Genomic DNA, 22,833 nt, shown 5'->3' on the forward strand with positions numbered 1-22,833 from the left:
CGTAACTGGCCCGATCGAGCCATGGCGCACGACTCAGCCGCCGGAGGGCTCCCTGATCTCGGCGCGGTCGACCTCACCGTCGACGAGGTCACCGGCCGCCGCGACGAGCAGCGGGTGCAGGGTCGTGTCGCCCCACCGGATGCGGGCGAGCAGCTCGTGGCGCATCCGTGGCTCCCAGAACTTTCGGATGTGGGTCGCGATCTCCATCGCCGCCTCGTCCCCGGGCAGGTGCTCGAGGTGGCGGACGAGGTCGTGCCCCATCCGCACGACCGCGGGCTCGGCGGTGCTCACGGGCGACCCGCGACGGCATCCGCCGGGACGTGGGCGCCCGCGCCGGCCTGCGCCCGCGCCGCCTCGGTCACGACCTCGACCTGCACCGCCGTCACCTTGTACTCGGGGCAGTTCGTCGCCCAGTCCGAGTTCTCCGTCGTCACGACGTTGGCGCCGGTCACGGGGTGGTGGAACGTCGTGTAGACGACGCCGGCCGGCATCCGGTCCGAGACCTGCGCCGTCAGGCGCGTCGTGCCGACCCTCGACGAGAGCTCGACGACGTCACCCGGGACGATGCCGCGCAGCTCGGCGTCGGAGGGATGGATCTCCAGGACGTCTTCGGGGTGCCACGTGGAGTTCGGGGTGCGCCGGGTCTGCGCACCGACGTTGTACTGCGAGAGGATGCGCCCGGTCGTGAGCACCAGGGGGAAGCGCCGGTTGGCCCGCTCGGTCGTCGGCACGTACACGGTCTCGGTGAGCTGTCCCAGGCCGCGCACGAACGACCCGACGTGCATCGTCGGCGTGCCGTGCGGGGCGGCATCGGTGACCGGCCACTGCATCGACCCCTGCGCGTCGAGGCGGGCGAACGAGACCCCGGCGAACGTCGGGGTCGTCGCGGCGATCTCGTCCATGATGTGTGAGGGGTCGGCATACGACATGGGGTAGCCCATCGCCGTCGCGATCTCGCACACGACCTGCCACTCGTCCCTGCCGACCCGGCTCGGCATGACCGGCCGCACCCGGTTGATTCGCCGCTCGGCGTTGGTGAACGTGCCGTCCTTCTCCAGGAACGAGGCCCCAGGCAGGAACACGTGCGCGAAGCGGGCGGTCTCGTTGAGGAACAGGTCGTGCACGACGACGAGGTCCATCGCGCGCAAGGCCGCTTCGACGTGGCTCGTGTTGGGGTCGCTCTGGGCGATGTCCTCGCCCTGCACGTACAGCCCCTTGAACGAGCCGCCGATCGCGGAGTCGAACATGTTCGGGATCCGCAGCCCCGGCTCGGCCTGGAGGGTCACCCCCCACAGCGACTCGTAGATCTCGCGCACCTCGGGCCGCGACACGTGCCGGTAACCGGGCAGCTCGTGGGGGAAGGACCCCATGTCGCACGAGCCCTGGACGTTGTTCTGCCCGCGCAGCGGGTTCACGCCCACACCCTCGCGCCCGAGGTTGCCGGTGAGCATCGCGAGGTTGGCCAAGCCCATGACCATCGTCGAGCCCTGGCTGTGCTCGGTGACGCCGAGCCCGTAGTAGATCGCCGAGTTCGGCCCGGCGGCGAACAGCCGCGCCGCGGCACGCAGGTCGGATGCCGGGATGCCGGTCACGTCCTGCGTCGCCTCGGGCGAGTGCTCGGGCCGGGCGATGAACGCCAGGTAGGCGTCGGCGTTCTCGCACCGCTCGCGCACGAACGGTTCGTTCCACAGACCCTCGGTGACGATGACGTGGCACATCGCGTTGACGAAGGCGACGTTGGTGCCGGGGCGCACGGGCAGGTGCAGCGCGGCCTCGACGTGCGGGGAACGCACGAGGTCGATGCGTCGCGGGTCGGCGACGATGGCCTTGGCGCCCGCACGCAGCCGCTTCTTCATCCGCGACGCGAACACCGGGTGGGCGTCGGTGGGGTTGGCGCCGATGACGAGCATGACGTCGGCCTGCTCGACCGAGGCGAAGTCCTGCGTGCCGGCGGAGGTGCCGAAGGCGTGGTTGAGCCCGTAGCCGGTGGGGGAGTGGCACACCCGCGCACAGGTGTCGATGTTGTTGTTGCCGAACGCCGCCCGCACCATCTTCTGGACGACGTAGACCTCTTCGTTCGTGCACCGCGACGAGGAGATGCCGCCGATCGAGCCGGTGCCGTACTTCTCGCGCAGGGCGAGGAAACCCTCGGCGACGCGGGCGATGGCCTCCTCCCACGTCACGACCTGCCACTCGTCGTCGATGGAGTCACGGACCATCGGCGACAGTTGCCGGTCGCGGTGCGAGGCGTACCCGTACGCGAAGCGCCCCTTGACGCAGCTGTGGCCCTCGTTGGCGCCGCCGTCCTTCCACGGCACCATCCGCACGACCCGGGTGTCGTCGCCGCTGCCCTGCACCTCGGCCTTGAAGGAGCACCCGACCCCGCAGTAGGCGCACGTCGTGATGACGGTGCGTGACGGCATCCCGAGCTCGACGACCGACTTCTCGGTGAGCGCGTCGGTCGGGCACGCCTGGACGCAGGCGCCGCAGGAGACGCATTCCGAGGACAGGAAGTCGGTGCCGCCGGCGGTGATCCGCGAGTCGAAGCCGCGCCCCTGCACGGTGAGGGCGAAGGTGCCCTGGGTCTCGGAGCAGGCGCGCACGCAGCGGGAGCAGACGATGCAGGCCTTCGGGTCGTAGGCGAAGTACGGGTTGGACTCATCGACCGCCTCGTCGAGGTGCGAGGCGCCTCCGAGGCCGTAGCGCACCTCGGTCAGGCCGACGTCGTGTGCCAGCCCCTGCATCTCGCAGTTGCCGCGCGCGCAGCCGGCGCAGTCGGTGGGGTGGTCGGACAGGTAGAGCTCCATGACACCGCGACGCAGCTGCTGCACCTGCTCGGTGCGGGTCGAGACCACCATGCCGTCGGTGCACGGGGTCGTGCAGGACGCGGGCGTGCCCCGCATCCCCTCGACCTCGACGAGGCACAGGCGGCAGGAGCCGAAGGCCTTCAGCGAGTCGGTCGCGCACAGCTTTGGCACGTCGATGCCGGCGATCTTCGCGGCGCGCATCACCGACGTGCCCGGCGGCACCATGACCGTGATGCCGTCGATGGTGACGTGCGCGCTCGGTTCCCCCCAGACCGGGGGTGTGCCGTGGTCGGGGGTCTCGAGGGCAGGCTCGTCGATGACCGTCATGAACGCGCTCCTTGCGTGGTGTCGTCCGGGATGCCGAAGTCCTGCGGGAAGTACTCGATGGCGCTGCGTACCGGCATGGGGGTGAGGCCACCCATGGCGCACAGCGAGCCCTTGGTCATCGTCGTGCAGAGATCCTCGAGGAGGGTGAGCTGGGTGCGGCGCACGCCGTCATCGGGTGCGGCGATGACGCGGTCGATGACCTCGACCCCGCGAATCGACCCGACGCGGCAGGGCGTGCACTTGCCGCAGGACTCCTTGGCGCAGAACTCCATGGCGAAGCGGGCCATGGCCGCGGCGTCGAGGGTGTCGTCCCACACGACGATGCCGCCGTGCCCGACCATCGCCCCGGCCTCCGCGAACGCCTCATAGTCCATCGGCAGGGCGAACTGCGACGGGGGAAGGTAGGCGCCGAGGGGGCCGCCGACCTGCACCGCCTTCACGGGACGCCCGGATGCCGTGCCCCCACCGAAGTCGTTGACCAGGGTGTCGAGGGTGATGCCGAAGTCGGCCTCGACGATGCCGCCGCGGGCGACGTTCCCCGCGAGCTGGAACACCTGCGTGCCGCGCGAGCGGCCCGTGCCCAGGGCCGCGTAGGCCTCACCGCCGTCGGCGAGCACCATCGGCACGGCCGAGAGCGTCAGCACGTTGTTGACGACCGTGGGGCGCCCGAAGAGCCCCTCGAGCGCCGGGATCGGGGGTTTGGCCCGCACCTCGCCGCGCTTGCCCTCGAGGGACTCGAGCATCGAGGTCTCCTCGCCGCAGATGTAGGCACCAGCACCCACCCGCACGTCGAGGTCGAAGCGGCGCCCGCTGCCGAGCACGGACTCACCGAGGATGCCGTGGGCGTAGCAGATCTCGATGGCGCGGCGCAGGGTGGTGATGGCGAGCGGGTACTCGCTGCGCAGGTAGACGAACCCCTCCGTCGCACCGACGGCCAGGGCAGCGATGGCCATGCCCTCGATGAGGGTGAACGGGTCGCCCTCGATGAGCATGCGGTCGGCGAACGTGCCGCTGTCGCCCTCGTCGGCGTTGCAGCAGACGAACTTCACGTCGGCGGATGCCGTGCGCACCGTCTCCCACTTGATGCCGGCCGGGAACCCGGCGCCACCGCGCCCGCGCAGCCCGGAGGCCGTGACCTCGGCCACGACCGCCTCGGGGGTGAGCTCGATGGCGCGCAGGAGCCCAGCGAGGCCGCCGTGCTCCCGGTAGGCGGCGAGGTCGGTCGGCTCGATGACCCCGACCCGGGCGCAGGACACCCGGTGCTGGCGGGCCATCCACGGGTGGTCGTCGACGGCCCCGATGCACCGGTCGGTGTCGTCCAGGGCCCCGTCGAGCAGCGGCCCCACCTCGGCCTCGGTGATGTTGCCGTACCCGACCCGACCGCCCTCGGTCTCGAGCTCGACGAGCGGCTCGAGCCACAGCATCCCGCGAGAGCCGTGGCGCCGCACCGTGATCCCGGCGGCCGCGATCGCCTCGGCCACGGCGTCGGCGCCAGCGGCGACGGCCGCGCTGTCGCAGGAGACCCACGCGGTGCTCATGCCTGCCACCCCGTGGTGAGGGCCTCGATGCGCTCGGGGGTGAGGGCGGTGTGCAGGGTGCCGTCGATCTGCCCCGACGGGCCCTGGGCGCACAGGCCCAGGCAGAACACCTCGGCGACCTCGACGTCGTCGGAGGCGCTCCAGCGGTCGGTGGCTGCCGTGTAGGACGTCTGCGCCCCGCGGGCCTGGCAGGCCTCGCCGCGGCACAGGCTGACGCGGTGGGCGACCGGGGGAGTGCGCCGGAAGTCGTGGTAAAAGGTCACAACCCCGTGCACGTCGGCCCGCGAGAGGTTGAGGACGTCGGCGATGACGGGGATGTCGTCGTCGTGGACGTGGCCGTGCGCCGCGACGACCGCGTGGAGGATCGGGAGCAGGGGGCCGCGCAGGTCGGTGAACTGCTCGGCGAGGGCTCGCACGGATGCCGCCCGGGCGGGGTCAGCCGGGGTGGGTGCCGCGGCTGGCGCGGGGCCTCGTTGACGCACGACGTCGACTCCTCAACGATGAGTGTGATCTGGGTCGCAACTGTACGCGCGGCTCGGGCGGAGTGTGGCGTGCACCCCGCGGAGGAGGGGTGCACGCCACACTCGTGGTTCGCTCAGAACGACGACATGGGCACTCGCGGCGAAGACCCCGTCGGCCGAGTCGTCGTTGACGATCGCCCCGTCGAATCACTCGCGGCAGTGCATCCGGAAAGAGTCCCCGGGCTTGACGTGGACGGCGGCCGGCACCTCGGGGTGCCAGCGGTTGTGGCCGACGTACTTCTGGTCGGTGAACTACTTGGTCGAGTCGAGGGGGAAGATCAGTTCTGGCATCGGTGCGCTCCTGTGCAGTGGCGGCGGCGCTGGGCGCCGCGGGAGTGGATGGGAGGTGCGTGGTCAGACCATGGCCGGCACCCGGGACCTGACGGGATCGGACCACGACGACCGCCCTGAAGGACAATGGGCGGTATGGACTCGTCTCAGGTCGCCCCGCCGTCGGCACCCGCCGTGCTCCCGGTGCACCGCTATGCCGCTGAGCGCCAGCAGCTGATCCTGCAGTGGGCCCGGGCCCGCGGGCGGGTCGAGGTCGCCACGCTCGCGGAGGAGCTCGCGGTCACCGCCGAGACGGTGCGCCGTGACCTCACCGCTCTCGAGCGACGGGGCTTGGTGCGCCGCGTCCACGGCGGTGCCCTGCCCATCGAGCGGCTCGAGGTCGAGCCGACGCTAGCCTCACGACGCACCCAGGCGAGCACCCAGAAGCAGCGCATCGCCGCGCGGGCGATCCAGGAGCTGCCGGCCGAGGGGACGGTGCTGCTCGACTCGGGGTCGACGACCCTGGCCATCGCCGAGCAGTTCCCCACCGACCGCCGGCTCACCGTGGTCACGAACTCGGTGGCCATCGCGGCGACGCTGCACCCCTTGGACACCATCGAGCTCTACGTGCTCGGCGGTCGGGTACGTGAGCGCACCGGGGCAGCGGTCGGCCAGTGGCTCGAGTCCGCGCTCGCCGACGTCTGCGTGGACCTCGCGTTCCTCGGCACCAACGGCTTCTCGGTGGCGCGGGGCATGACGACCCCCGACCAGTCGGAGGCGATGGCGAAGCGGGCCATGTGCCAGGCCGCTCGCCGCACCATCATCGTGACCGACTCCACGAAGGCGGGCGTCGACCACTTCCACCGGTTCGCCCGACCCGAGGAGGTCGACCTCCTCGTCACCGACACCCAGCTCGACGACGAGACCGCGGAGCAGCTCGACGCGGCGGGGACGGACGTGGTCCGCACCTGATCAGTGAGCGCGCCGGCGCGATTAGGGGGCTGGTCCGGGCGCTGGTAGCCTTGAGCACTGCCGTGAGAACCGGCCGCGGATTCCAGAGAGCCCCGGTGAACCAGCCCGGGAGCGCCGCGCAGCGAAACCACAGGAAGAGAGTCGTCGCCCCATGCCTCTGAGCACTGACGTCAAGAAGCAGATCATGACCGAGTACGCCACCACCGAGGGCGACACCGGCTCCCCGGAGGTGCAGATCGCGCTGCTCACCCAGCGCATCAAGGACCTCACCGAGCACTCGCGCCAGCACAAGCACGACCACCACAGCCGGCGCGGCCTGCTGCTCCTGGTCGGCCAGCGCCGCCGTCTCCTGCGTTATCTGGAGAGCGTCGACGTCGAGCGTTACCGCTCGCTGATCAAGCGCCTCGGCCTGCGCCGATAACACACTTCCGCGAGGGCGGCCTTCACACCGTGAGGGCCGCCCCTTCGCGTGAGAGGTGGATGCCGTTCACGGCACCGTCCGCCTGTTGGACAAGCCCGTGCACAACGACGATGCACGCCGGCTTTCAGTACAAGAGAAAAGGAGGACCCATGGAGGGTCCTGAGATCACGTCCGCCGAAGCCGTCATCGACAACGGCACGTTCGGCACCCGCACCGTCCGGTTCGAGACCGGGCGCCTTGCGAAGCAGGCCGGCGGCGCCGTCGCGGCCTACCTGGACGAGGACACGATGTTGCTGTCCACGACCACCGCGGGCCGTAGCCCGCGCGAGGGGTTCGACTTCTTCCCCCTGACCGTCGACGTCGAGGAGCGCATGTACGCCGCGGGCAAGATCCCCGGCTCGTTCTTCCGCCGCGAGGGTCGCCCGTCCACCGACGCCATCCTCACCTGCCGCCTCATCGACCGCCCGCTGCGCCCGACCTTCACCAAGGGCCTGCGCAACGAGGTCCAGGTCGTCATCACCGTCCTGGCGCTCAACCCGGACGTCCAGTACGACGTCCTCGCGATCAACGCCGCCAGCGCGTCGACCCAGATCTCCGGTCTGCCGTTCTCGGGCCCCATCGGCGGTGTGCGCGTCAGCCTCATCGACGACCAGTGGGTCGCGTTCCCGAACTTCAGCGACATCGAGCGCTCGACGTTCGACATGGTCGTCGCCGGCCGCATCGCCGGTGACGACGTCGCGATCATGATGGTCGAGGCCGAGTCCACCGAGTATACGTGGGACCTCGTGAAGACCGCGGGCAAGACCGCCCCCACCGAGGAGGTCGTGGCCCAGGGCCTCGAGGCCGCCAAGGGCTTCATCAAGGTGCTGTGCGAGGCCCAGGCCGAGCTCGCCGCCAAGGCTGCCAAGCCGGTGCAGGAGTTCCCGATCTTCCTGGACTACCAGGACGACGTCTACGCGGCCGTCGAGGCGGCCACGGCATCCGACCTCGCCGCTGCCCTGCAGATCGCCGGCAAGGCGGAGCGCGAGGAGCGCATCGACGCCATCAAGGACGCGATGAAGGAGTCCCTCGGGGCCCAGTTCGAGGGTCGCGACAAGGAGCTCTCGGCTGCCTACCGCTCGGTGCAGAAGCAGCTGATCCGTCAGCGCATCCTCAAGGACAAGGTGCGCATCGACGGCCGTGGGCTCGCGGACATCCGCGCCCTCTCGGCCGAGGTCGAGGTGCTCCCGCGCGTGCACGGCTCGGCGATCTTCGAGCGTGGCGAGACCCAGATCATGGGCGTCACGACGCTGAACATGCTCCGCATGGAGCAGCAGCTCGACACGTTGTCGCCGGTCACGCGCAAGCGCTACATGCACAACTACAACTTCCCGCCCTACAGCACCGGTGAGACCGGGCGCGTGGGCTCGCCCAAGCGTCGCGAGATCGGCCACGGTGCGCTCGCCGAGCGCGCCCTGATGCCGGTCCTGCCGACCCGCGAGGAGTTCCCCTACGCGATCCGTCAGGTCTCCGAGGCCCTGGGCTCCAACGGCTCGACCTCGATGGGCTCGGTCTGCGCGTCCACCCTGTCGATGCTCAACGCCGGTGTGCCGCTGCGCGCCCCGGTCGCCGGCATCGCCATGGGCCTGGTCTCGGCCGAGGTCGACGGCAGGACCGAGTACGCGGCGCTGACCGACATCCTCGGTGCCGAGGACGCGTTCGGCGACATGGACTTCAAGGTCGCCGGTACCCGTGAGTTCGTCACGGCCATCCAGCTCGACACCAAGCTCGACGGCATCCCCGCCGACGTGCTCGCCGGTGCGCTGACCCAGGCCCGCGACGCACGCCTGCACATCCTCGACGTCATGAACGAGGCGATCGACGCGCCCGACGAGATGAGCCCGTTCGCTCCTCGCGTCATCGCGGTGACCGTCCCGGTCGACAAGATCGGTGAGGTCATCGGCCCGAAGGGCAAGATGATCAACCAGATCCAGGACGAGACCGGCGCGCAGATCTCCATCGAGGACGACGGCACCGTCTACATCGGTGCGACCGACGGCCCGTCGGCCGAGGCGGCCCGCGCGATGGTCAACGCCATCGCCAACCCGCAGATGCCGGAGATCGGCGAGCGCTTCCTGGGCACCGTCGTCAAGACGACGACCTTCGGGGCGTTCATCTCCCTCCTGCCGGGCAAGGACGGCCTGCTGCACATCTCCGAGGTGCGCAAGCTCGTCGGTGGCAAGCGGATCGACAACGTCGACGACGTGCTCGCGGTGGGCCAGAAGGTCCAGGTCGAGCTCAAGGAGATCGACCCCCGCGGCAAGCTCAGCCTGGCGGCCGTGCTGCCCGAGGGCGAGACCGGCGAGGAGGCCGCCGAGGCCCCCGCAGCGCCGGCTGCTGCTCCTGCCGAGGACGCTCCGGCGGCTGAGGCCTCGGAGACCGACAGCGACGCCGCCGAGGCGGACGTTCCCGCCGAGGGCGGCGAGGAGCGTGGCGAGCGCCGTCCGCGCAACCGTCGCCGTGGTGGCAACCGCGGTCGCGGTGCTCGTGAGGGTGGAGAGTCCACCGAGGGCTGAGTCCTCTCTCGCACAGAGGTTCTGCGGGCGGCATCCGAGATCTTCGGATGCCGCCCCCGGCCTTTGGTGGTGGTCGGTAGGGTGCTTGCCTCAAGGAGGTGTCGTGGACGTTCGACGCATCAAGCGGGCCATGGACGGCCGCGGCGGTGGCCCGCTGCGGGCCGCCTACCGGGTGGCGACGGCCGCAGCCCTGGTCGGGGTCCGCGGTGTCGACCGGCTCGCGGCCGACCGTCCGGACCCGGGGGAGCGGGCCGAGTCCGCGCGGACGGTGACCATGGCCGTCAAGACCTTCAAGCGCCCCGACGTCGCGCGGCGTCTCGTGCGTTCGGCACGAAAGGTCTTCGACGGTCGCATCGTGGTGGCCGATGACTCCCCGGTGCCGATGTCCTTCGCGGACCCGTTGGTCGACGTCATCGCGATGCCGTTCAACTCGGGTGTCTCGGTCGGGCGCAACGCCGCCCTCGACGCCGTCGACACCGAGTTCGTGCTCGTGACCGACGACGACCTCGTCTTCACCTCAGCCACCGACGTGGATGCCGCGCGCCGCCGGCTGCAGGAGTGCCCCGAGATCGACGTCGTCGGCTTCGTGCGCGTCGAGCTGCCGCGCTGGATGGCGCACGACTTCGGGCCGGACGCGCTGTTCGGAGGACACCGGGAGCCGCTGCGACCCTGGGGTGAGCTCGTCGGCGGCCTGCCGGTTCGGCTCAAGATCGAGCAGACCTACCTCGCCCGCACCGAGGCGATCCGTCGGGTGCGCTGGGACCCGCAGATCCGGATGGTCGACCATGCTGACTTCTTCAGCCGAGCTGCCGGGGAGATCGTCGTCGTCCTCGACCCCGCCATCCGGGCTTACCACGCCCGCACCCCCTTCGACCCGGAGTACACCCGTTACCGCCTCGACATCGCCCCCGACCAGGCCTACCTCGGGCGGGTGTGGCGCCAGCGGGCCGCGGCCCGATCCCGCGGTGAGGAGCCGGACCTGTCGCTGACGTCGGAACCGCCGTCGGACTGACGGCAGCACGCGCGAGGGCGCGCACCGACCGGTGCGGGCCCTCGCGCATGCAGTGGTGCCGTCGGTCAGGCGGACTGCCGTCGAACCTTTGGTGGCGCGCTCCAGCGCATCTCCATCCGCACTCGGCCGTCGGTCGTGGTCACCGGGACCCAGCGCATCGCCAATCCGGTCCGCGTCATGGGCGGAACGAGCTTCTTCATGGGGCCCTCCTCTCGGGGTTGTTCACCGTGTGTTCGCACAAGGGTAACCGAAGATGGACGCAAGATGAACAAAAGGTGAACGAGACGGCGTGTCGGCGGTTGAGCCCGGGGTGCCAACCGCGCGCCCTGGCGCCAGTCGCTGCGTCCTTGAATCGACCAACAGGTCGCTGCAAGAAGGGGCCGGGCGTCCCTCCAGTGACCTATTGGTCGATCTGGGGACGGGTGAGCGGGGGCCGGGCGCCGCTGCGTCGCCACTACAGTGCTGGCCATGGGTGCGACACGGGTGGCCGTCATCGGTGCGAGCGGGCGGATGGGCGCCACGGTGTGCGCCGCCGTCGAGGGGGCCGACGACCTCGAGCTCGCCGGTCGGTTCGACGTCGGCGACGAGCTGGGTGACCTCGCCGGGGCCGACGTGGTCGTCGAGTTCTCCGTGCCGGACGCTTCACCCGCGAACGTCGCCCACTGCGTGTCGCGCGGCGTGCACGTTGTCGTCGGCACCACCGGCTGGTCCGACGAGCGGCTGGCGACCCTGCGCGAGCAGGTGGCGCGGACCCAAGGTGTCGGTGTGCTCATCGCTCCGAACTTCGCCCTCGGCGCGGTGCTCATGATGGCCTTCGCCGCCAAGGCGGCCGGCTACTACGAGTCCGTCGAGGTCATCGAGCTGCACCACCCCGACAAGGTCGACGCGCCCTCGGGGACCGCAGCGCGCACGGCATCCCTCATCGGCGAGGCCCGCGCGTCCGCCGGGCTCGGGCCCGTCCCCGACGCGACGACGCACGACCCGGAAGGCGCCCGTGGGGCGCGGGTTAACGGCATCCCGGTCCACTCCGTGCGGTTGCGGGGGCTCGTGGCACACCAGGAGGTGCTGCTCGGTGCGCCGGGGGAGATGCTCACGATCCGCCACGACTCCTTCGACCGGGTGTCGTTCATGCCGGGTGTCCTGGCCGCGGTCCGTGCGGTCGACGAGCACCCCGGGGTCACGGTCGGCCTCGAGCACTACCTCGGCCTCGGCTGACCGGCTGGCCGGCTGACCGACTGACCCCGCCCGGGGTGCTCCACACCCCGTCCCACCTGCACGTGTGACGGCTGTGTTTCCAACTTCTCACGCTGCCAGACCGCCGTCGGGTGCGCACGATGTTGCGACCCATTCACACGCGCCACAGGCCCTCGAAACACCGCTTCCCTAGCGTCGGTGCTGTCCGACAACGAGGTGGGCGGCCTCGACGTCGTCCCCCCGTACACGTACTTCGGGAAGGCGACCATGACCACCACCATCACCCCGGGCGCGAGCAGCACCGCGCCGGAGTCAGACCTCGGCGTCGTCGGGCCCGGTCGCTGGATCGAGAGGTGGGACGCCAACGACGACCACTTCTGGGCCGACCGCGGCCGGGCCATCGCTCGACGCAACCTCGGCTTCTCGATCTTCGCCGAGCACATCGGCTTCTCCGTCTGGATGTTGTGGTCGATCGTCGTCGTGGCGATGTCGGGGACCTTCGACGCGTCGGGAGCCCTCGTGGCGACCGGCGCCAACGGCTGGGCGCTCACCGCCGGCCAGGCGCTGACCGTCATCGGCGTCGCCTCGGGTGTCGGCGCGGTGCTGCGCATCCCCTACACCTTCGCGGTGCCGGTCTTCGGCGGCCGCAACTGGACCGTCGTCTCCGCGCTGCTCCTGCTCGTGCCGACGCTCGGCCTGGCGTGGGTCGTCCAGCACCCCGAGCTGCCGTTCTGGGTCCTCCTGCTCGTGGCCGCGACCGCGGGCTTCGGCGGAGGCAACTTCGCCTCCTCGATGGCCAACATCACCTTCTTCTACCCGGAGAAGGAGAAGGGCTGGGCCCTCGGCCTCAATGCCGCCGGCGGCAACATCGGCGTCGCGGTCGCGCAGAAGCTCGTGCCGCTCGCGATCGGCCTCGGCGGCGTCGCAGCGGGCCTGTCCAACGCGGGCTTCCTCTACGTGCCCTTCGCCATCGCCTCGGCCGTGCTCGCCTACTACTTCATGGACAACCTCCGCGAGGCCAAGGCCGACCCGGGCCCCACGGTCCGCGCCACCGGCCACCTGCACACCTGGCTCATGGCCCTGCTCTACATCGGCACCTTTGGCTCGTTCATCGGCTACTCGGCGGCCTTCCCGACCCTGCTCAAGGTCGTCTTCGAGCGACCTGACATCGCCCTGGCCTACGGGTTCCTCGGGGCCCTGGTCGGTTCGCTGTCCCGTCCCCTCGGCGGTCGGCTCTCCGACCGCCTCGGCGGCTCGGTCGTGACGTTCGTCGCCTTCGTGGCGATGGCCGTCGCGGGGGTCGTCGCCGTGATCGGCGTGCAGCAGAAGAGCCTGCCGATCTTCTTCGCGAGCTTCATGGCGCTGTTCGTGGCCACGGGAGTCGGCAACGGCTCGACCTACCGGATGATCCCGGCCATCTTCACCCGCCTCGCGGCCAGGGACGGCAGCGAGGGCAGCGCCCTGGAGTACCGTCGCCGCGCAGCCGGCGCCGTCGGCATCATCTCGGCGGTCGGGGCCTTCGGCGGGTTCGTCATCCCGTTCGTCTACAAGTTCGCCCGCGAGGAGTACGGCTCGATCGTCCCCGCCCTGCAGGCCTACGTGCTCGTCTTCCTCGCACTGGCGGTGCTCACCTGGGCCGTCTACGTGCGTCGCGGCGCGACGATGGCCAAGGTCTGAGGCCACGATGCCCGCCACCTCGACCCACTGCCCCTACTGCGCCCTCCAGTGCGCGCAGACCCTCCACGCGACCCCGGATGCCGTGGCACCGGTTCGCGTCGAGGCGCGCGACTTCCCCACGAACCGGGGTGGCATGTGCCAGAAGGGGTGGAGCTCGGCCGAGGTGCTCACGGCGTCGGACCGGCTCACCACGCCGCTCGTGCGGCGCACGGGCCCCGGTGGTGAGAAGGGGCCGCTCGAGCCGGCGACGTGGGACGAGGCGCTCGATGTCATCTACACCCGGCTCACCGGCATCCAGGACCTCCACGGCCGCGACGCCGTGGCGGTGTTCGGCGGCGGTGGCCTGACCAACGAGAAGGCCTACACCCTGGGCAAGTTCGCGCGAGTGGTGCTCGGGACGCCGTACATCGACTACAACGGGCGGTTCTGCATGTCCTCGGCAGCGGCCGGCGCCAACCGCACCCTCGGCATCGACCGGGGACTGGCCTTCCCGCTCGCTGACCTCGGTGGCGCGGATGCCGTCCTCGTCGTCGGCTCGAACCCTGCGGCCACGATGCCGCCCCTCGTGCAGCACCTCGCGGGCGCTCGCGAGCGCGGGGGCCTGGTCGTCATCGACCCGCGGGCCTCGGCGACCGCGCGCCTGACCGACGGCGGCGGCGGCATCCACCTCGCCGCCGTGCCGGGGAGCGACCTCGTCGTCCTGCTCGCGCTCACCCACGTCCTCATCGACGAAGCGCTCGTCGACGCGAACTACGTGGATACCCGCACCACCGGCTGGGATGCCGTGCGCGCCTCCGTCGCGCGGTGGTGGCCCGAGCGCGCGGAGGCGGTGTGCGGCATCCCGGCGGACACCCTGCGCGCCACGGCGCGGCTGCTCGCGGCCGCGGCGCCGGTGCACGGCGGCCGGGGCGCGTACGTCCTGACCGGGCGCGGGCTGGAGCAGTCGACCCAGGGCACCGATGGGGTGTCGGCCGCGATCAACCTCGCGGTGGCCCTCGGCCTTCCCGGCCGGCCCGGCTCCGGCTACGGCCCGCTGACGGGACAGGGCAACGGGCAGGGGGGACGCGAGCACGGCCTCAAGAGCGACCAGCTCCCGGGCTACCGGGTGATCAGCGACCCGGCGGCGCGCGCCCACGTCGCCGCCGTGTGGGGTGTCGACCCGGCCAGCCTGCCCGGGCCCGGCATCCCGGCCGTCGAGCTGCTGTCTCGGCTCGGCACGCCGGGCGGGGCGAAGGCGCTGCTCGTGCACGGCGCCAACCCCGCGGTCTCGGCCCCCAACGTCTCGGCGGTGCGGGCCGCGCTCGGACGCCTCGACCTGCTCGTCGTCAGCGACTTCGTGCCCTCGGAGACGGCCCAGCTCGCCGACGTCGTGCTCCCCGTGACGCAGTGGGCGGAGGAGGAGGGCACGATGACCACGCTCGAGGGCCGGGTCGTGCGCCGACGCAAGGCGATCGACCCGCCGGCCGGGGCCCGCTCCGAGCTGTGGGTGTGGGCCGAGCTCGCCGAGCGATTCGGCCACCACCTCGCCGTGGACGCCCGCGAGGTCTTCGACGAGCTGGCCCGTGCCTCGGCAGGCGGGCGCGCCGACTACTCCGCGATCACCTACGACCGGCTCGACGCGGGGGAGTCCCTGTTCTGGCCGTGCTCGGCCGCAGCCCCCGACGGGACCCCGAGGATGTTCCTCGACACCTTCGCGACGGACGACGGCCGCGCCCACCTCGTCGCGGTCAACCACCACGGTCCGGCCGACGACGTCACCGCCGGGACGCCGGTGCACCTCGTCACCGGTCGGGTGCTGCACCACTACCAGTCGGGGGCGCAGACCCGCCGGGTCGCCGAGCTCGTCGAGGCGGCGCCGGGGCCGGTGCTGGAGATCCACCCAGTGCTCGCCGACACGCACGGCGTCAGCGAGGGGGATGCCGTGCGCGTCACCTCGGCGCGCGGCGAGATGGTCGCGACGGCGTCGGTGACCGACGCCATCCGCCCCGACACCGTCTTCCTGCCGTTCCACTGGGCCGGGGACCTCAGCGCCAACCTGCTGACCAACGACGCCACCGACCCCGTCTCCGGGATGCCGGAGTTCAAGGTCTGCGCCGTGCGCCTGGAGCGGGTCCGTCACCTTCAGGAGGTCCTCGCATGAGGCGCGTCGTCGTCGTCGGCCACGGGATGGTCGGCGCCAGGTTCGTCGAGGAGCTCGTCGAGGCCGACCCCCGGGTCGTGGTGACCGTGCTCGGGAAGGAGCCCCTGGCGGCCTACAACCGGGTGCTCCTGTCCAGCGTCGTCGCGGGGTCCAAGAGCCCCCAGGTGCTCGGGCTCGCCGCTCCGTGGCACCCGCGGGTCGAGGTGCTCACCGGTGTCACGGCAACCCGGATCGACCGCGAGCGCGCGGTCGTCGTGGACGACCGCGGCACCTCCCACGGCTACGACGAGCTCGTGCTCGCCACCGGTTCTGCCGCGCGCGTGCCGGCGATCCAGGGCGTCGCCTACGACGAGGGCCTGGTCGACGGGGTCTTCGTGCTCAAGGACATGGCCGACGCCACGGGCATCGTCGCGGCCGCCGAGAGCGGCCGGCGGGCCGTGGTGCTCGGCGCGGGGGTGCTCGGCATCGAGGTCGCCACGGGCCTGGCCCAGCGCGGACTCGCGGTGCGCGTCGTGCACGTCGCCGAGAGGCTCATGGAGCGCCAGCTCGGGTGGGAGGCCTCGCAGGTGGCCGTGGCCAGCCTCGAGCGGCTGGGCATCACCACCCACGTCGGCGCCTCGGTCGTCGGGGTCCGCACCCGGCGGGGACGCCTGGAGAGCGTGCGGTTCGCCGACGGCATCGAGGCTGCCACCGACCTCTTCGTCATGTGCACGGGGACGGTGCCCGAGAGCATGCTCGCCCGGCGGGCCGGGCTCTCGGTCGACCGGGGCATCGTCGTCGGGGACGACCTCACGAGCCCGGACGACCCGCACGTGCACGCCATCGGCGACTGCGCCCAGCCTCCGGGCGGCGCCAGTGGCCTCGTCGCCCAGGGGTGGCAGCAGGCCAGCCGCCTCGTCGCCCGGCTCACGGCACGGTCGGTGACGTCGGCTGAGTGCGCGACCCACGACGTGGTGCGGGTCAAGGCGTCCGGCATGTCGATGGTGAGCATGGGCGTCTGCGGCGACTTCGACCGTGACGACCCGCGCTACCGGGTGCTGTCGCTGAAGGATCCCGAGCACGGGCGCTACGTCGAGGTCGTCGTCTCCGCCGGGGCCCTCGTCGGTGCCACGTGCATCGGCGACGCCGACGTCGCGACGACCCTGTCGGCGCTGTACACCCGGTCGCTCCCGGTGCCCGAGGACCCGGCCCTGCTCCTGGTACGGGCACTCGCGGGCGGCGGCCCGGCATCCGCGGCGAAGCGACCCGACGAGCTCGATGACGCCGACCGCGTCTGCACGTGCAACAGCGTCACCGCGGGGCGGATCCGGGATGCCGTGCGCGGCGGCTGCGCGTCCGTCGCCGACGTGGCCGCAGCGACGCGGGCCAGCACCGGGTGCGGCGACTGCGCCTCCGTGGTGCAGGCCCTGATCAGCAGTGGGACCCCGACCGAGATCGTCACCGACAGCACCACCGAGACCGGGACCAAGGCCCTGGTGAGGAGCCAGCCATGAGCGAGCACGTCGTCGTCGTCGGTGGGGGCATGGTCGCCCACCGCTTCGTGGAGGCGCTGACCGCCCGGGACACCGGGTCGGCCTTCCACGTCACCGTCGTCGCCGAGGAGGACCGGGCGCCGTACGACCGGGTCGGCCTCAGCGCCTTCTTCTCCGGGTCGACGCCCGAGGACCTCACGCTCGGTGCGCCGGGACTGTGGGAGTCGCCGGGGACCACCCTGCGCACGGGGTCGCGTGCGGTCTCGCTCGACCGCGAGGGGCAGTGCGTGACGACCGCGGACGGCACGAGGCTGGCCTACGACCACCTCGTGCTCGCGACCGGCTCCTACGCCTGGGTGCCCCCAGTGCCCGGCGCCGACCTCGCGGGGGTCTTCGTCTACCGCACGATCGACGACGTCATCGCGCTGCGGGACTGGGTCGTACGTCGGGCGGCCGAGCTGGGGCGACCGGTGCGCGGTGCCGTCATCGGGGGAGGGCTGCTCGGTCTGGAGGCGGCCGGGGCCGTGGTCGGCCTGGGTGCGGAGTGCACCGTGGTCGAGTTCGCGCCGCGGCTGATGGCGCTCCAGGTCGACGAGGGCGGTGGCCACGCGTTGCGGCGCACCATCGAGGCGATGGGGGTCGATGTCCGGCTCGGCACCGCGTCGGAGCGGATCGAGGCGGATGCCGACGGGCGTGTCGCCGGGCTGCGACTCTCCGGGGAGGAGGACCCGCTGCCGGTCGACGTCGTCGTCTTCGCGACCGGCGTGCGGCCGCGCGACGAGCTCGCCGGGGCTGCGGGCCTGCCGACGGGTGCCCGGGGCGGAGTGGTCGTCGACGAGGGTTGCCGCACGCCGGACCCCCTGATCTGGGCGATCGGCGAAGTCGCCTGCATCGAGGGTCGCTGCCTGGGTCTCGTCGCGCCCGGCTACACGATGGCCGAGATCGCCGTCGACCGGCTGCTCGGGGGCGACGCGACGTTCCCCGGGGCCGACCTGTCCACCAAGCTCAAGCTGCTCGGGGTCGACGTCGCGTCCTTCGGGGACGCCTTCGCGACGACGCCCGGCGCACTCGAGCTCGTGCACTCCGACCCGGTGGCCGGGGTCTACAAGAAGCTCGTCGTCACCGACGACGCCCGAACCCTCCTCGGCGGTGTCCTCGTCGGCGACGCGTCCGCGTACGCCTCGCTGCGCCCGATGGTCGGGGCCGAGCTCGGAGCCGACCCGGGGCTGTGGCTGCTGCCCGAGAACGCCGGCGCCGCGCGGCCGCAGGTGGACCTGCCGGCCGAGGCCGCCGTCTGCTCGTGCAACAACGTCACGGTGGGGGCAGTGCGTGACGCGGTCACCGACCACCAGTGCCACGACGTCGCCGCGGTCAAGGCCTGCACCCGGGCCGGGACGTCCTGCGGTTCGTGCATCCCGCTCGTGAAGAAGATCATGGGTGCCGAGATGGCCAAGGCCGGGGTCATCGTCTCCACCGCCCTGTGCGAGCACGTCGGGCTGTCGCGGGCCGAGCTCTTCAACGCCGTCATGGTCAGCGAGCTGCGAACCTTCAGCGAGATCCTCACCCGGTTCGGCACCGGTCGCGGCTGCGACATCTGCAAGCCGGTCATCGCCTCGATCCTGGCGTCGCTCTACGACGAGCACGTGCTCGCCGGTGACCGGGCCGCCCTGCAGGACACCAACGACCGGTACATGGCCAACCTGCAGAAGGACGGCACGTACTCCGTGGTGCCACGGGTGCCGGGTGGCGAGATCCTCCCGGAGCAGCTCGTGCTCATCGGCCGGATCGCCCAGGACTACGGGCTCTACACGAAGATCACCGGTGGCCAGCGCATCGACCTCTTCGGGGCCCGGCTCGAGCAGCTGCCCGGCATCTGGCAGCGGCTCGTCGACGGCGGGATGGAGTCGGGGCACGCCTACGGCAAGTCCCTGCGCACCGTGAAGTCGTGCGTCGGCTCGTCCTGGTGCCGCTTCGGGGTGCAGGACTCGGTCGGGATGGCCGTGCTCCTCGAGCTGCGCTACCGCGGGCTGCGCAGCCCGCACAAGATCAAGCTCGGGGTCTCCGGGTGCGCCCGCGAGTGCGCCGAGGCGCGCGGAAAGGACGTCGGCCTGATCGCCACCGAGAACGGCTGGAACATCTACGTGGGGGGCAACGGGGGGTTCACCCCCCGGCACGCCGAGCTGCTCGTCGAGGACGTCGACGACGCGACCGCTATCGCGATCATCGACCGCTACCTCGTCTACTACGTGCGCACCGCCGACCGCCTCCAGCGCACGGCCCCGTGGCAGCAGGAGCACGAGGGCGGACTCGACCGCATCCGCGAGATCGTCGTCGACGACGCCCTGGGGATCGCCGCCGACCTCGAGGCGCACATGGCCCGCCACGTCGACGACTACGAGGACGAGTGGGCCGCGGTGCTGCGCGACCCGGTGCGGCTGCGCCAGTTCTCGTCCTTCGTCAACGCGCCGGATGCCGCCGACCCCACGCTCGCGTACGTCACCGAACGCGGTCAGCGCCGCCCCGCGACCGCAGCCGAGCGCGCCGCCGGCGGCACGTCATCCGGACCCGTCCTCATCGCCCCGACCACCTTGGAGGTTCGCTCATGACTGCCGTCGCAGACCGCCTGACCCGTGTGCACATCTGCTCGTACGACGACCTCACACCCGAGCTCGGCGTCGCCGCGATCGTCGGCGGCGAGCAGGTCGCCGTCTTCCGCCTCGCCGATGGCAGGGTGTTCGCCGTGTCGAACCTGTGCCCGTTCTCCGGGGCCGCGGTGATCTCCCGGGGCATCACAGGCTCCCGCGGGGACGTACCGACGATCTCGTCGCCCGTCTACAAGCAGGTCTTCTCCCTGGTGGACGGTCGGTGCCTGGACACCGTGGACAAGTCTCCGCTGCCAGGTCATGGACCGGACTTGGTGGTACACACCGTGAGCGTTGACGATGGTCGGGTGACCATCGACCTCTTGGGTTCCTAGGTGACGACGCTCGTCGGCCTGGACCTCACCGGACGCCGCGTCGTCGTCGTCGGCGCCGGTGTCGTCGGCACGCGCCGCGCCCGCCGGCTGATCGAGGACGGTGCACGCGTCGTGCTCGTCGACCCGAGCCCGAGCGAGGACGCCCGGCGGATGGCCAGCCACGGCGACGTCGAGGTCGTGGAGCGGGCCGTGGTGGCCTCGGACCTCGACGGGGCCTGGCTCGTGGTCGCCGCGACGGACGACCCCGCCCTGAACGCCGAGGTCGCCCGGTGGTGCCTGGCGGGCCGGACGTGGTGCGTCAACGCCTCCGGCTTCCGCGCTGGAACGGCCCGTGTGGCGGCGTCGAGCACCCACGGCGACCTCACCGTCGGCGTGGTGTCCGCTGGCGACCCCGACCCCCGTCGGGTCGCGACCGTGCGCGACGCCCTGGCGTCCCACGTGGAGTCGGGTGCGGTCGACCTGCGGCGCCGACGCAAGCGGCGGGGGAGGGTCGTGCTCGTCGGCAGCGGCCCCGGTGACCCGGGCCTGGTGCCGGTGGCCGGCCTCGAGGCGCTCGCCACCGCCGACGTCGTGGTCACCGACCGGCTCGGCGCCACGGCGCTGCTCGACCGGCTGCCCGCCGACGTCGAGATCGTCAACGTGGGCAAGAGCCCGACCAACCACCCGGTGCCGCAGGCCGAGATCAACGCGATCCTCGTCGACCGAGCGCTCCGCGGCCTGACCGTCGTGCGCTTCAAGGGCGGCGACCCGTACGTCTTCGGCCGCGGGGGCGAGGAGGTGCACGCCTGTCGGCGGGCCGGCGTGGAGGTCTCCGTGGTGCCCGGCATCACCTCCGCGTTCAGCGTGCCGGCGCTGGCCGGCATCCCGGTCACGCAGCGGGGCGTCGCCACCTCGGTGCACGTCACGTCAGGGCACGTCGGGGCGGATGCCGCGGCGCTGGCCGCGCTCGCGGCCGGCGCCACCGTCGTCTTCCTCATGGGTGTCTCCGCCCTGCCGGGCATCTGCGCCGCGGCGCTCGAGCAGGGTGTGGCTGCCGACCTGCCGGTCGCGATGATCGAGCAGGGGTCGACCGCCACCGAGCGGGTGACCCGTGCGACCGTCGGCACCGCGGCGCAGGTCGCGAGCACGGCGGGTGTCAGGGCCCCGGCGATCATCGTCATGGGTCGGGTCGCCGCACCGGGGTTCCTCGACGACCCCGTGTGCGCGACGACGGGGGTGTCCGACGATGACTGAGCCGGTGCGCACGACGAACGTCCCGGTCACCGGGCCGGCCCTTGCCGGCTGCGTCATCGCGGTGACCGCGGACCGCCGGTTCAAGGAGCTCGCCAACGCCCTTGAACGCCGCGGAGCGAGCGTCGAGCACGCCCCGGCGCTCGTCGTCGTGCCCAACCTCGACGACGAGAGCCTCGTGGAGCACACGCGGGTGATCATCGCCGACCCGCCGGACGTCGTCGTCGCCACCACCGGGATCGGCTTTCGCGGCTGGATCGAGGCGGCGGATGCCGCTGGGCTGGCCGAGGACCTGCTCGACGTCTTCGCGGCTGCTCGCCTCATCGCCCGGGGGCCCAAGGCGCGCGGTGCCATCGAGGCCGCTGGGCTGACGGCCGACTGGGTGGCCCAGTCCGAGACCGCCGCCGAGATCGAGGAGTTCCTGCTCGCCGAGGGGGTGGACGGGGTGCGGATCGCCGTCCAGCACCACGGGAGCGGCGCCGACGGCCTCGACGAGGCCTTCGCGGCGGGTGGGGCCGCGGTGAACAGCGTCGTCGTCTACAGCTGGGGCGCCTCGGACCCCGAGGTGCTGGCGGCCTCGGTGGCGCGCACCGCGGACGGCCTGCACGACGCCGTCGTCTTCACGTCGGCGCCGGGCGTGCACGCCTGGCTCGACACGGCATCCGCCGCTCAGCTCGACGCGATCCGCGCGCACAACGTGAGCGGACGTCTCGTGCTCGCCACGGTGGGGCCGATCACGGCAGCCCCGCTGTCGGCAGCCGGGATGGTTCCGCTCGTCCCGGGCCGTTGGCGACTCGGGGCGGTGGTGCGTGAGCTCGTGACCCACTACGCGCTGCAGCCCACGCTCGAGACGGTGGCCGGACCGCTCGCCGTGCGCGCCCGCGGGGCTGTGCTCGACGGTCGGGCGCTCTCCCTGACGCCCGCGGGGGCCAGCATCCTCGCCGAGCTCGCTCGCGCCGAGGGGGCGGTCGTCCCGCGCGAGCGGCTGCAGGCCCTGCTCCCCGGCGGGTCCAGCGACGGCCACGCCGTCGAGACGGCCATGGCCCGGCTGCGCGAGTCCTGCGGGTCCAAGGACGTCGTGCGCACCGTGGTCAAGCGCGGGTACGCCCTGGCCCTGGCGCCTCCGTCGTGAGCGCGGCGCTCGTCGTCTGCGCGCACGGTACCCGAGACCCCGCGGGTCGCGCGACGATCTCTGCGGTCGTCGCTGCGGTGGCCGCGCGACTTCCCGACGTGCGGGTGCTCGAGGCCTACGTCGACGTGCACGGCCCGGACGTCGTCGAGGTCGTGGACGGGCTGCCGGAGGGGGAGGGTGGCGTCGTGGTGCCGCTCCTGCTCGCTGGTGGCTACCACGTGCACGTCGACATCGCACAGGCCGTTGCCGCTCGCCCCGACGTGCTCGCCACGGCCGCGCTCGGGCCCGACGAGCGACTCGTCGACATCGTGCTCGACCGCCTGCGCGCGGCCGGGGCCAACCCGGGGATGCCGGTCGTGCTCGTGCCGGCCGGTTCCAGTGACGCGCGCGCCCAGGCCGACAGCGCCGTCGTCGTCGAGGCACTGGCCCGGCGATGGAGCGGCCCGGTGTCCCTCGGGTTCGCAGCGGGCCCGCAGCCCTCCGCCGCGGATGCCGTGGCCCTGGCTCGCGGGTCGAGCCGCGGTCCGGTGGCCCTGGCGTCGTACCTGCTCGCCCCCGGCTTCTTCCAGCGCCGGCTCGAGGACGCCG

Annotated in this window: 16 protein-coding genes and 2 pseudogenes; 13 read left to right on the forward strand and 5 right to left on the reverse strand. The window is 72.1% G+C overall.

Annotation, left to right across the window (positions count from 1 at the left end; genetic code table 11):
* Positions 1–33: 33 nt before the first annotated feature.
* From C8E84_RS00370 to C8E84_RS00390, 5 genes and pseudogenes are all read right to left on the reverse strand, one after another.
* Positions 34–291: a formate dehydrogenase subunit delta gene (locus C8E84_RS00370; RefSeq protein ID WP_211675319.1), complete on the reverse strand. Its 258-nt coding sequence runs from the start codon at positions 289–291 to the stop codon at positions 34–36.
* Positions 288–3,134, reverse strand: a complete 2,847-nt coding sequence (gene fdhF / locus C8E84_RS00375; protein ID WP_159898496.1) for a formate dehydrogenase subunit alpha — start codon at positions 3,132–3,134, stop codon at positions 288–290. The genes C8E84_RS00370 and fdhF overlap by 4 nt, the downstream gene beginning before the upstream one ends.
* Complete coding sequence (locus C8E84_RS00380) at positions 3,131–4,672, reverse strand: NADH-ubiquinone oxidoreductase-F iron-sulfur binding region domain-containing protein (protein WP_159898497.1); 1,542 nt, start codon at positions 4,670–4,672, stop codon at positions 3,131–3,133. The genes fdhF and C8E84_RS00380 overlap by 4 nt, the downstream gene beginning before the upstream one ends.
* Positions 4,669–5,154 carry an NAD(P)H-dependent oxidoreductase subunit E gene (locus tag C8E84_RS00385; RefSeq protein WP_159898498.1) on the reverse strand — a complete coding sequence of 162 codons (486 nt, stop codon included), beginning with the start codon at positions 5,152–5,154 and terminating at the stop codon, positions 4,669–4,671. Before C8E84_RS00385 ends, C8E84_RS00380 begins: the two co-directional genes overlap by 4 nt.
* Positions 5,155–5,343: 189 nt before the next feature.
* Positions 5,344–5,484: pseudogene (locus C8E84_RS00390) on the reverse strand (acetamidase/formamidase family protein); the annotation flags it as partial.
* Positions 5,485–5,619: 135 nt separating this feature from the next.
* On the opposite strand from C8E84_RS00390, the gene C8E84_RS00395 reads away from it, so the two are divergent.
* From C8E84_RS00395 to C8E84_RS18295, 13 genes and pseudogenes are all read left to right on the forward strand, one after another.
* Positions 5,620–6,435, forward strand: a complete 816-nt coding sequence (locus C8E84_RS00395; protein WP_159898499.1) for a DeoR/GlpR family DNA-binding transcription regulator — start codon at positions 5,620–5,622, stop codon at positions 6,433–6,435.
* A gap of 151 nt (positions 6,436–6,586) precedes the next feature.
* Positions 6,587–6,856, forward strand: coding sequence for a 30S ribosomal protein S15 (rpsO, locus tag C8E84_RS00400; RefSeq protein ID WP_159898500.1), 270 nt, complete (start codon positions 6,587–6,589; stop codon positions 6,854–6,856).
* 149 nt (positions 6,857–7,005) lie between these two features.
* Positions 7,006–9,411: a polyribonucleotide nucleotidyltransferase gene (locus C8E84_RS00405; protein ID WP_159898501.1), complete on the forward strand. Its 2,406-nt coding sequence runs from the start codon at positions 7,006–7,008 to the stop codon at positions 9,409–9,411.
* A 103-nt stretch (positions 9,412–9,514) separates the two neighbouring features.
* Positions 9,515–10,423 carry a glycosyltransferase family 2 protein gene (locus tag C8E84_RS00410; protein ID WP_159898502.1) on the forward strand — a complete coding sequence of 303 codons (909 nt, stop codon included), beginning with the start codon at positions 9,515–9,517 and terminating at the stop codon, positions 10,421–10,423.
* A 468-nt stretch (positions 10,424–10,891) separates the two neighbouring features.
* Positions 10,892–11,638 carry a 4-hydroxy-tetrahydrodipicolinate reductase gene (gene dapB, locus C8E84_RS00415; RefSeq protein ID WP_159898503.1) on the forward strand — a complete coding sequence of 249 codons (747 nt, stop codon included), beginning with the start codon at positions 10,892–10,894 and terminating at the stop codon, positions 11,636–11,638.
* Between the two features lie 177 nt (positions 11,639–11,815).
* Positions 11,816–13,294: an MFS transporter gene (locus tag C8E84_RS00420; RefSeq protein WP_246196699.1), complete on the forward strand. Its 1,479-nt coding sequence runs from the start codon at positions 11,816–11,818 to the stop codon at positions 13,292–13,294.
* Positions 13,295–13,301: 7 nt separating this feature from the next.
* The gene (locus C8E84_RS00425; RefSeq protein WP_159898504.1) at positions 13,302–15,434 is read left to right on the forward strand and encodes a molybdopterin oxidoreductase family protein; all 2,133 of its coding nucleotides are present in this window, start codon (positions 13,302–13,304) and stop codon (positions 15,432–15,434) included.
* Positions 15,431–16,927: an FAD-dependent oxidoreductase gene (locus tag C8E84_RS00430; RefSeq protein WP_159898505.1), complete on the forward strand. Its 1,497-nt coding sequence runs from the start codon at positions 15,431–15,433 to the stop codon at positions 16,925–16,927. Before C8E84_RS00425 ends, C8E84_RS00430 begins: the two co-directional genes overlap by 4 nt.
* Positions 16,924–19,512: a nitrite reductase large subunit NirB gene (gene nirB / locus C8E84_RS00435; protein ID WP_159898506.1), complete on the forward strand. Its 2,589-nt coding sequence runs from the start codon at positions 16,924–16,926 to the stop codon at positions 19,510–19,512. Before C8E84_RS00430 ends, nirB begins: the two co-directional genes overlap by 4 nt.
* The gene (gene nirD, locus C8E84_RS00440; protein ID WP_159898507.1) at positions 19,509–19,883 is read left to right on the forward strand and encodes a nitrite reductase small subunit NirD; all 375 of its coding nucleotides are present in this window, start codon (positions 19,509–19,511) and stop codon (positions 19,881–19,883) included. The genes nirB and nirD overlap by 4 nt, the downstream gene beginning before the upstream one ends.
* Positions 19,884–21,116, forward strand: coding sequence for a uroporphyrinogen-III C-methyltransferase (cobA, locus tag C8E84_RS00445; RefSeq protein ID WP_159898508.1), 1,233 nt, complete (start codon positions 19,884–19,886; stop codon positions 21,114–21,116).
* Positions 21,109–22,245 (forward strand): uroporphyrinogen-III synthase, encoded by a 1,137-nt coding sequence (locus C8E84_RS00450; RefSeq protein WP_159898509.1) that lies wholly within the window; start codon positions 21,109–21,111, stop codon positions 22,243–22,245. Before cobA ends, C8E84_RS00450 begins: the two co-directional genes overlap by 8 nt.
* Positions 22,242–22,547 (forward strand): annotated as a pseudogene (locus C8E84_RS18295) (sirohydrochlorin chelatase); the annotation flags it as partial. The gene C8E84_RS00450 and the pseudogene C8E84_RS18295, both read left to right, overlap by 4 nt.
* Positions 22,548–22,833 lie beyond the last annotated feature (286 nt).

It is taken from the genome of Ornithinibacter aureus (assembly GCF_009858245.1).
Taxonomy (GTDB): domain Bacteria; phylum Actinomycetota; class Actinomycetes; order Actinomycetales; family Dermatophilaceae; genus Fodinibacter; species Fodinibacter aureus.

Excerpts from the sequence above, each read along its gene's own strand:
- C8E84_RS00395 (WP_159898499.1), top strand. The coding sequence starts at position 5,620 with ATGGACTCGTCTCAGGTCGCCCCGCCGTCGGCACCCGCCGTGCTCCCG.
- fdhF (WP_159898496.1), bottom strand. The coding sequence starts at position 3,134 with ATGACGGTCATCGACGAGCCTGCCCTCGAGACCCCCGACCACGGCACA.
- nirB (WP_159898506.1), top strand. The coding sequence starts at position 16,924 with ATGAGCGAGCACGTCGTCGTCGTCGGTGGGGGCATGGTCGCCCACCGC.
- C8E84_RS00380 (WP_159898497.1), bottom strand. The coding sequence starts at position 4,672 with ATGAGCACCGCGTGGGTCTCCTGCGACAGCGCGGCCGTCGCCGCTGGC.
- C8E84_RS00405 (WP_159898501.1), top strand. The coding sequence starts at position 7,006 with ATGGAGGGTCCTGAGATCACGTCCGCCGAAGCCGTCATCGACAACGGC.
- C8E84_RS00450 (WP_159898509.1), top strand. The coding sequence starts at position 21,109 with ATGACTGAGCCGGTGCGCACGACGAACGTCCCGGTCACCGGGCCGGCC.
- C8E84_RS00425 (WP_159898504.1), top strand. The coding sequence starts at position 13,302 with ATGCCCGCCACCTCGACCCACTGCCCCTACTGCGCCCTCCAGTGCGCG.
- nirD (WP_159898507.1), top strand. The coding sequence starts at position 19,509 with ATGACTGCCGTCGCAGACCGCCTGACCCGTGTGCACATCTGCTCGTAC.
- rpsO (WP_159898500.1), top strand. The coding sequence starts at position 6,587 with ATGCCTCTGAGCACTGACGTCAAGAAGCAGATCATGACCGAGTACGCC.
- dapB (WP_159898503.1), top strand. The coding sequence starts at position 10,892 with ATGGGTGCGACACGGGTGGCCGTCATCGGTGCGAGCGGGCGGATGGGC.
- C8E84_RS00430 (WP_159898505.1), top strand. The coding sequence starts at position 15,431 with ATGAGGCGCGTCGTCGTCGTCGGCCACGGGATGGTCGGCGCCAGGTTC.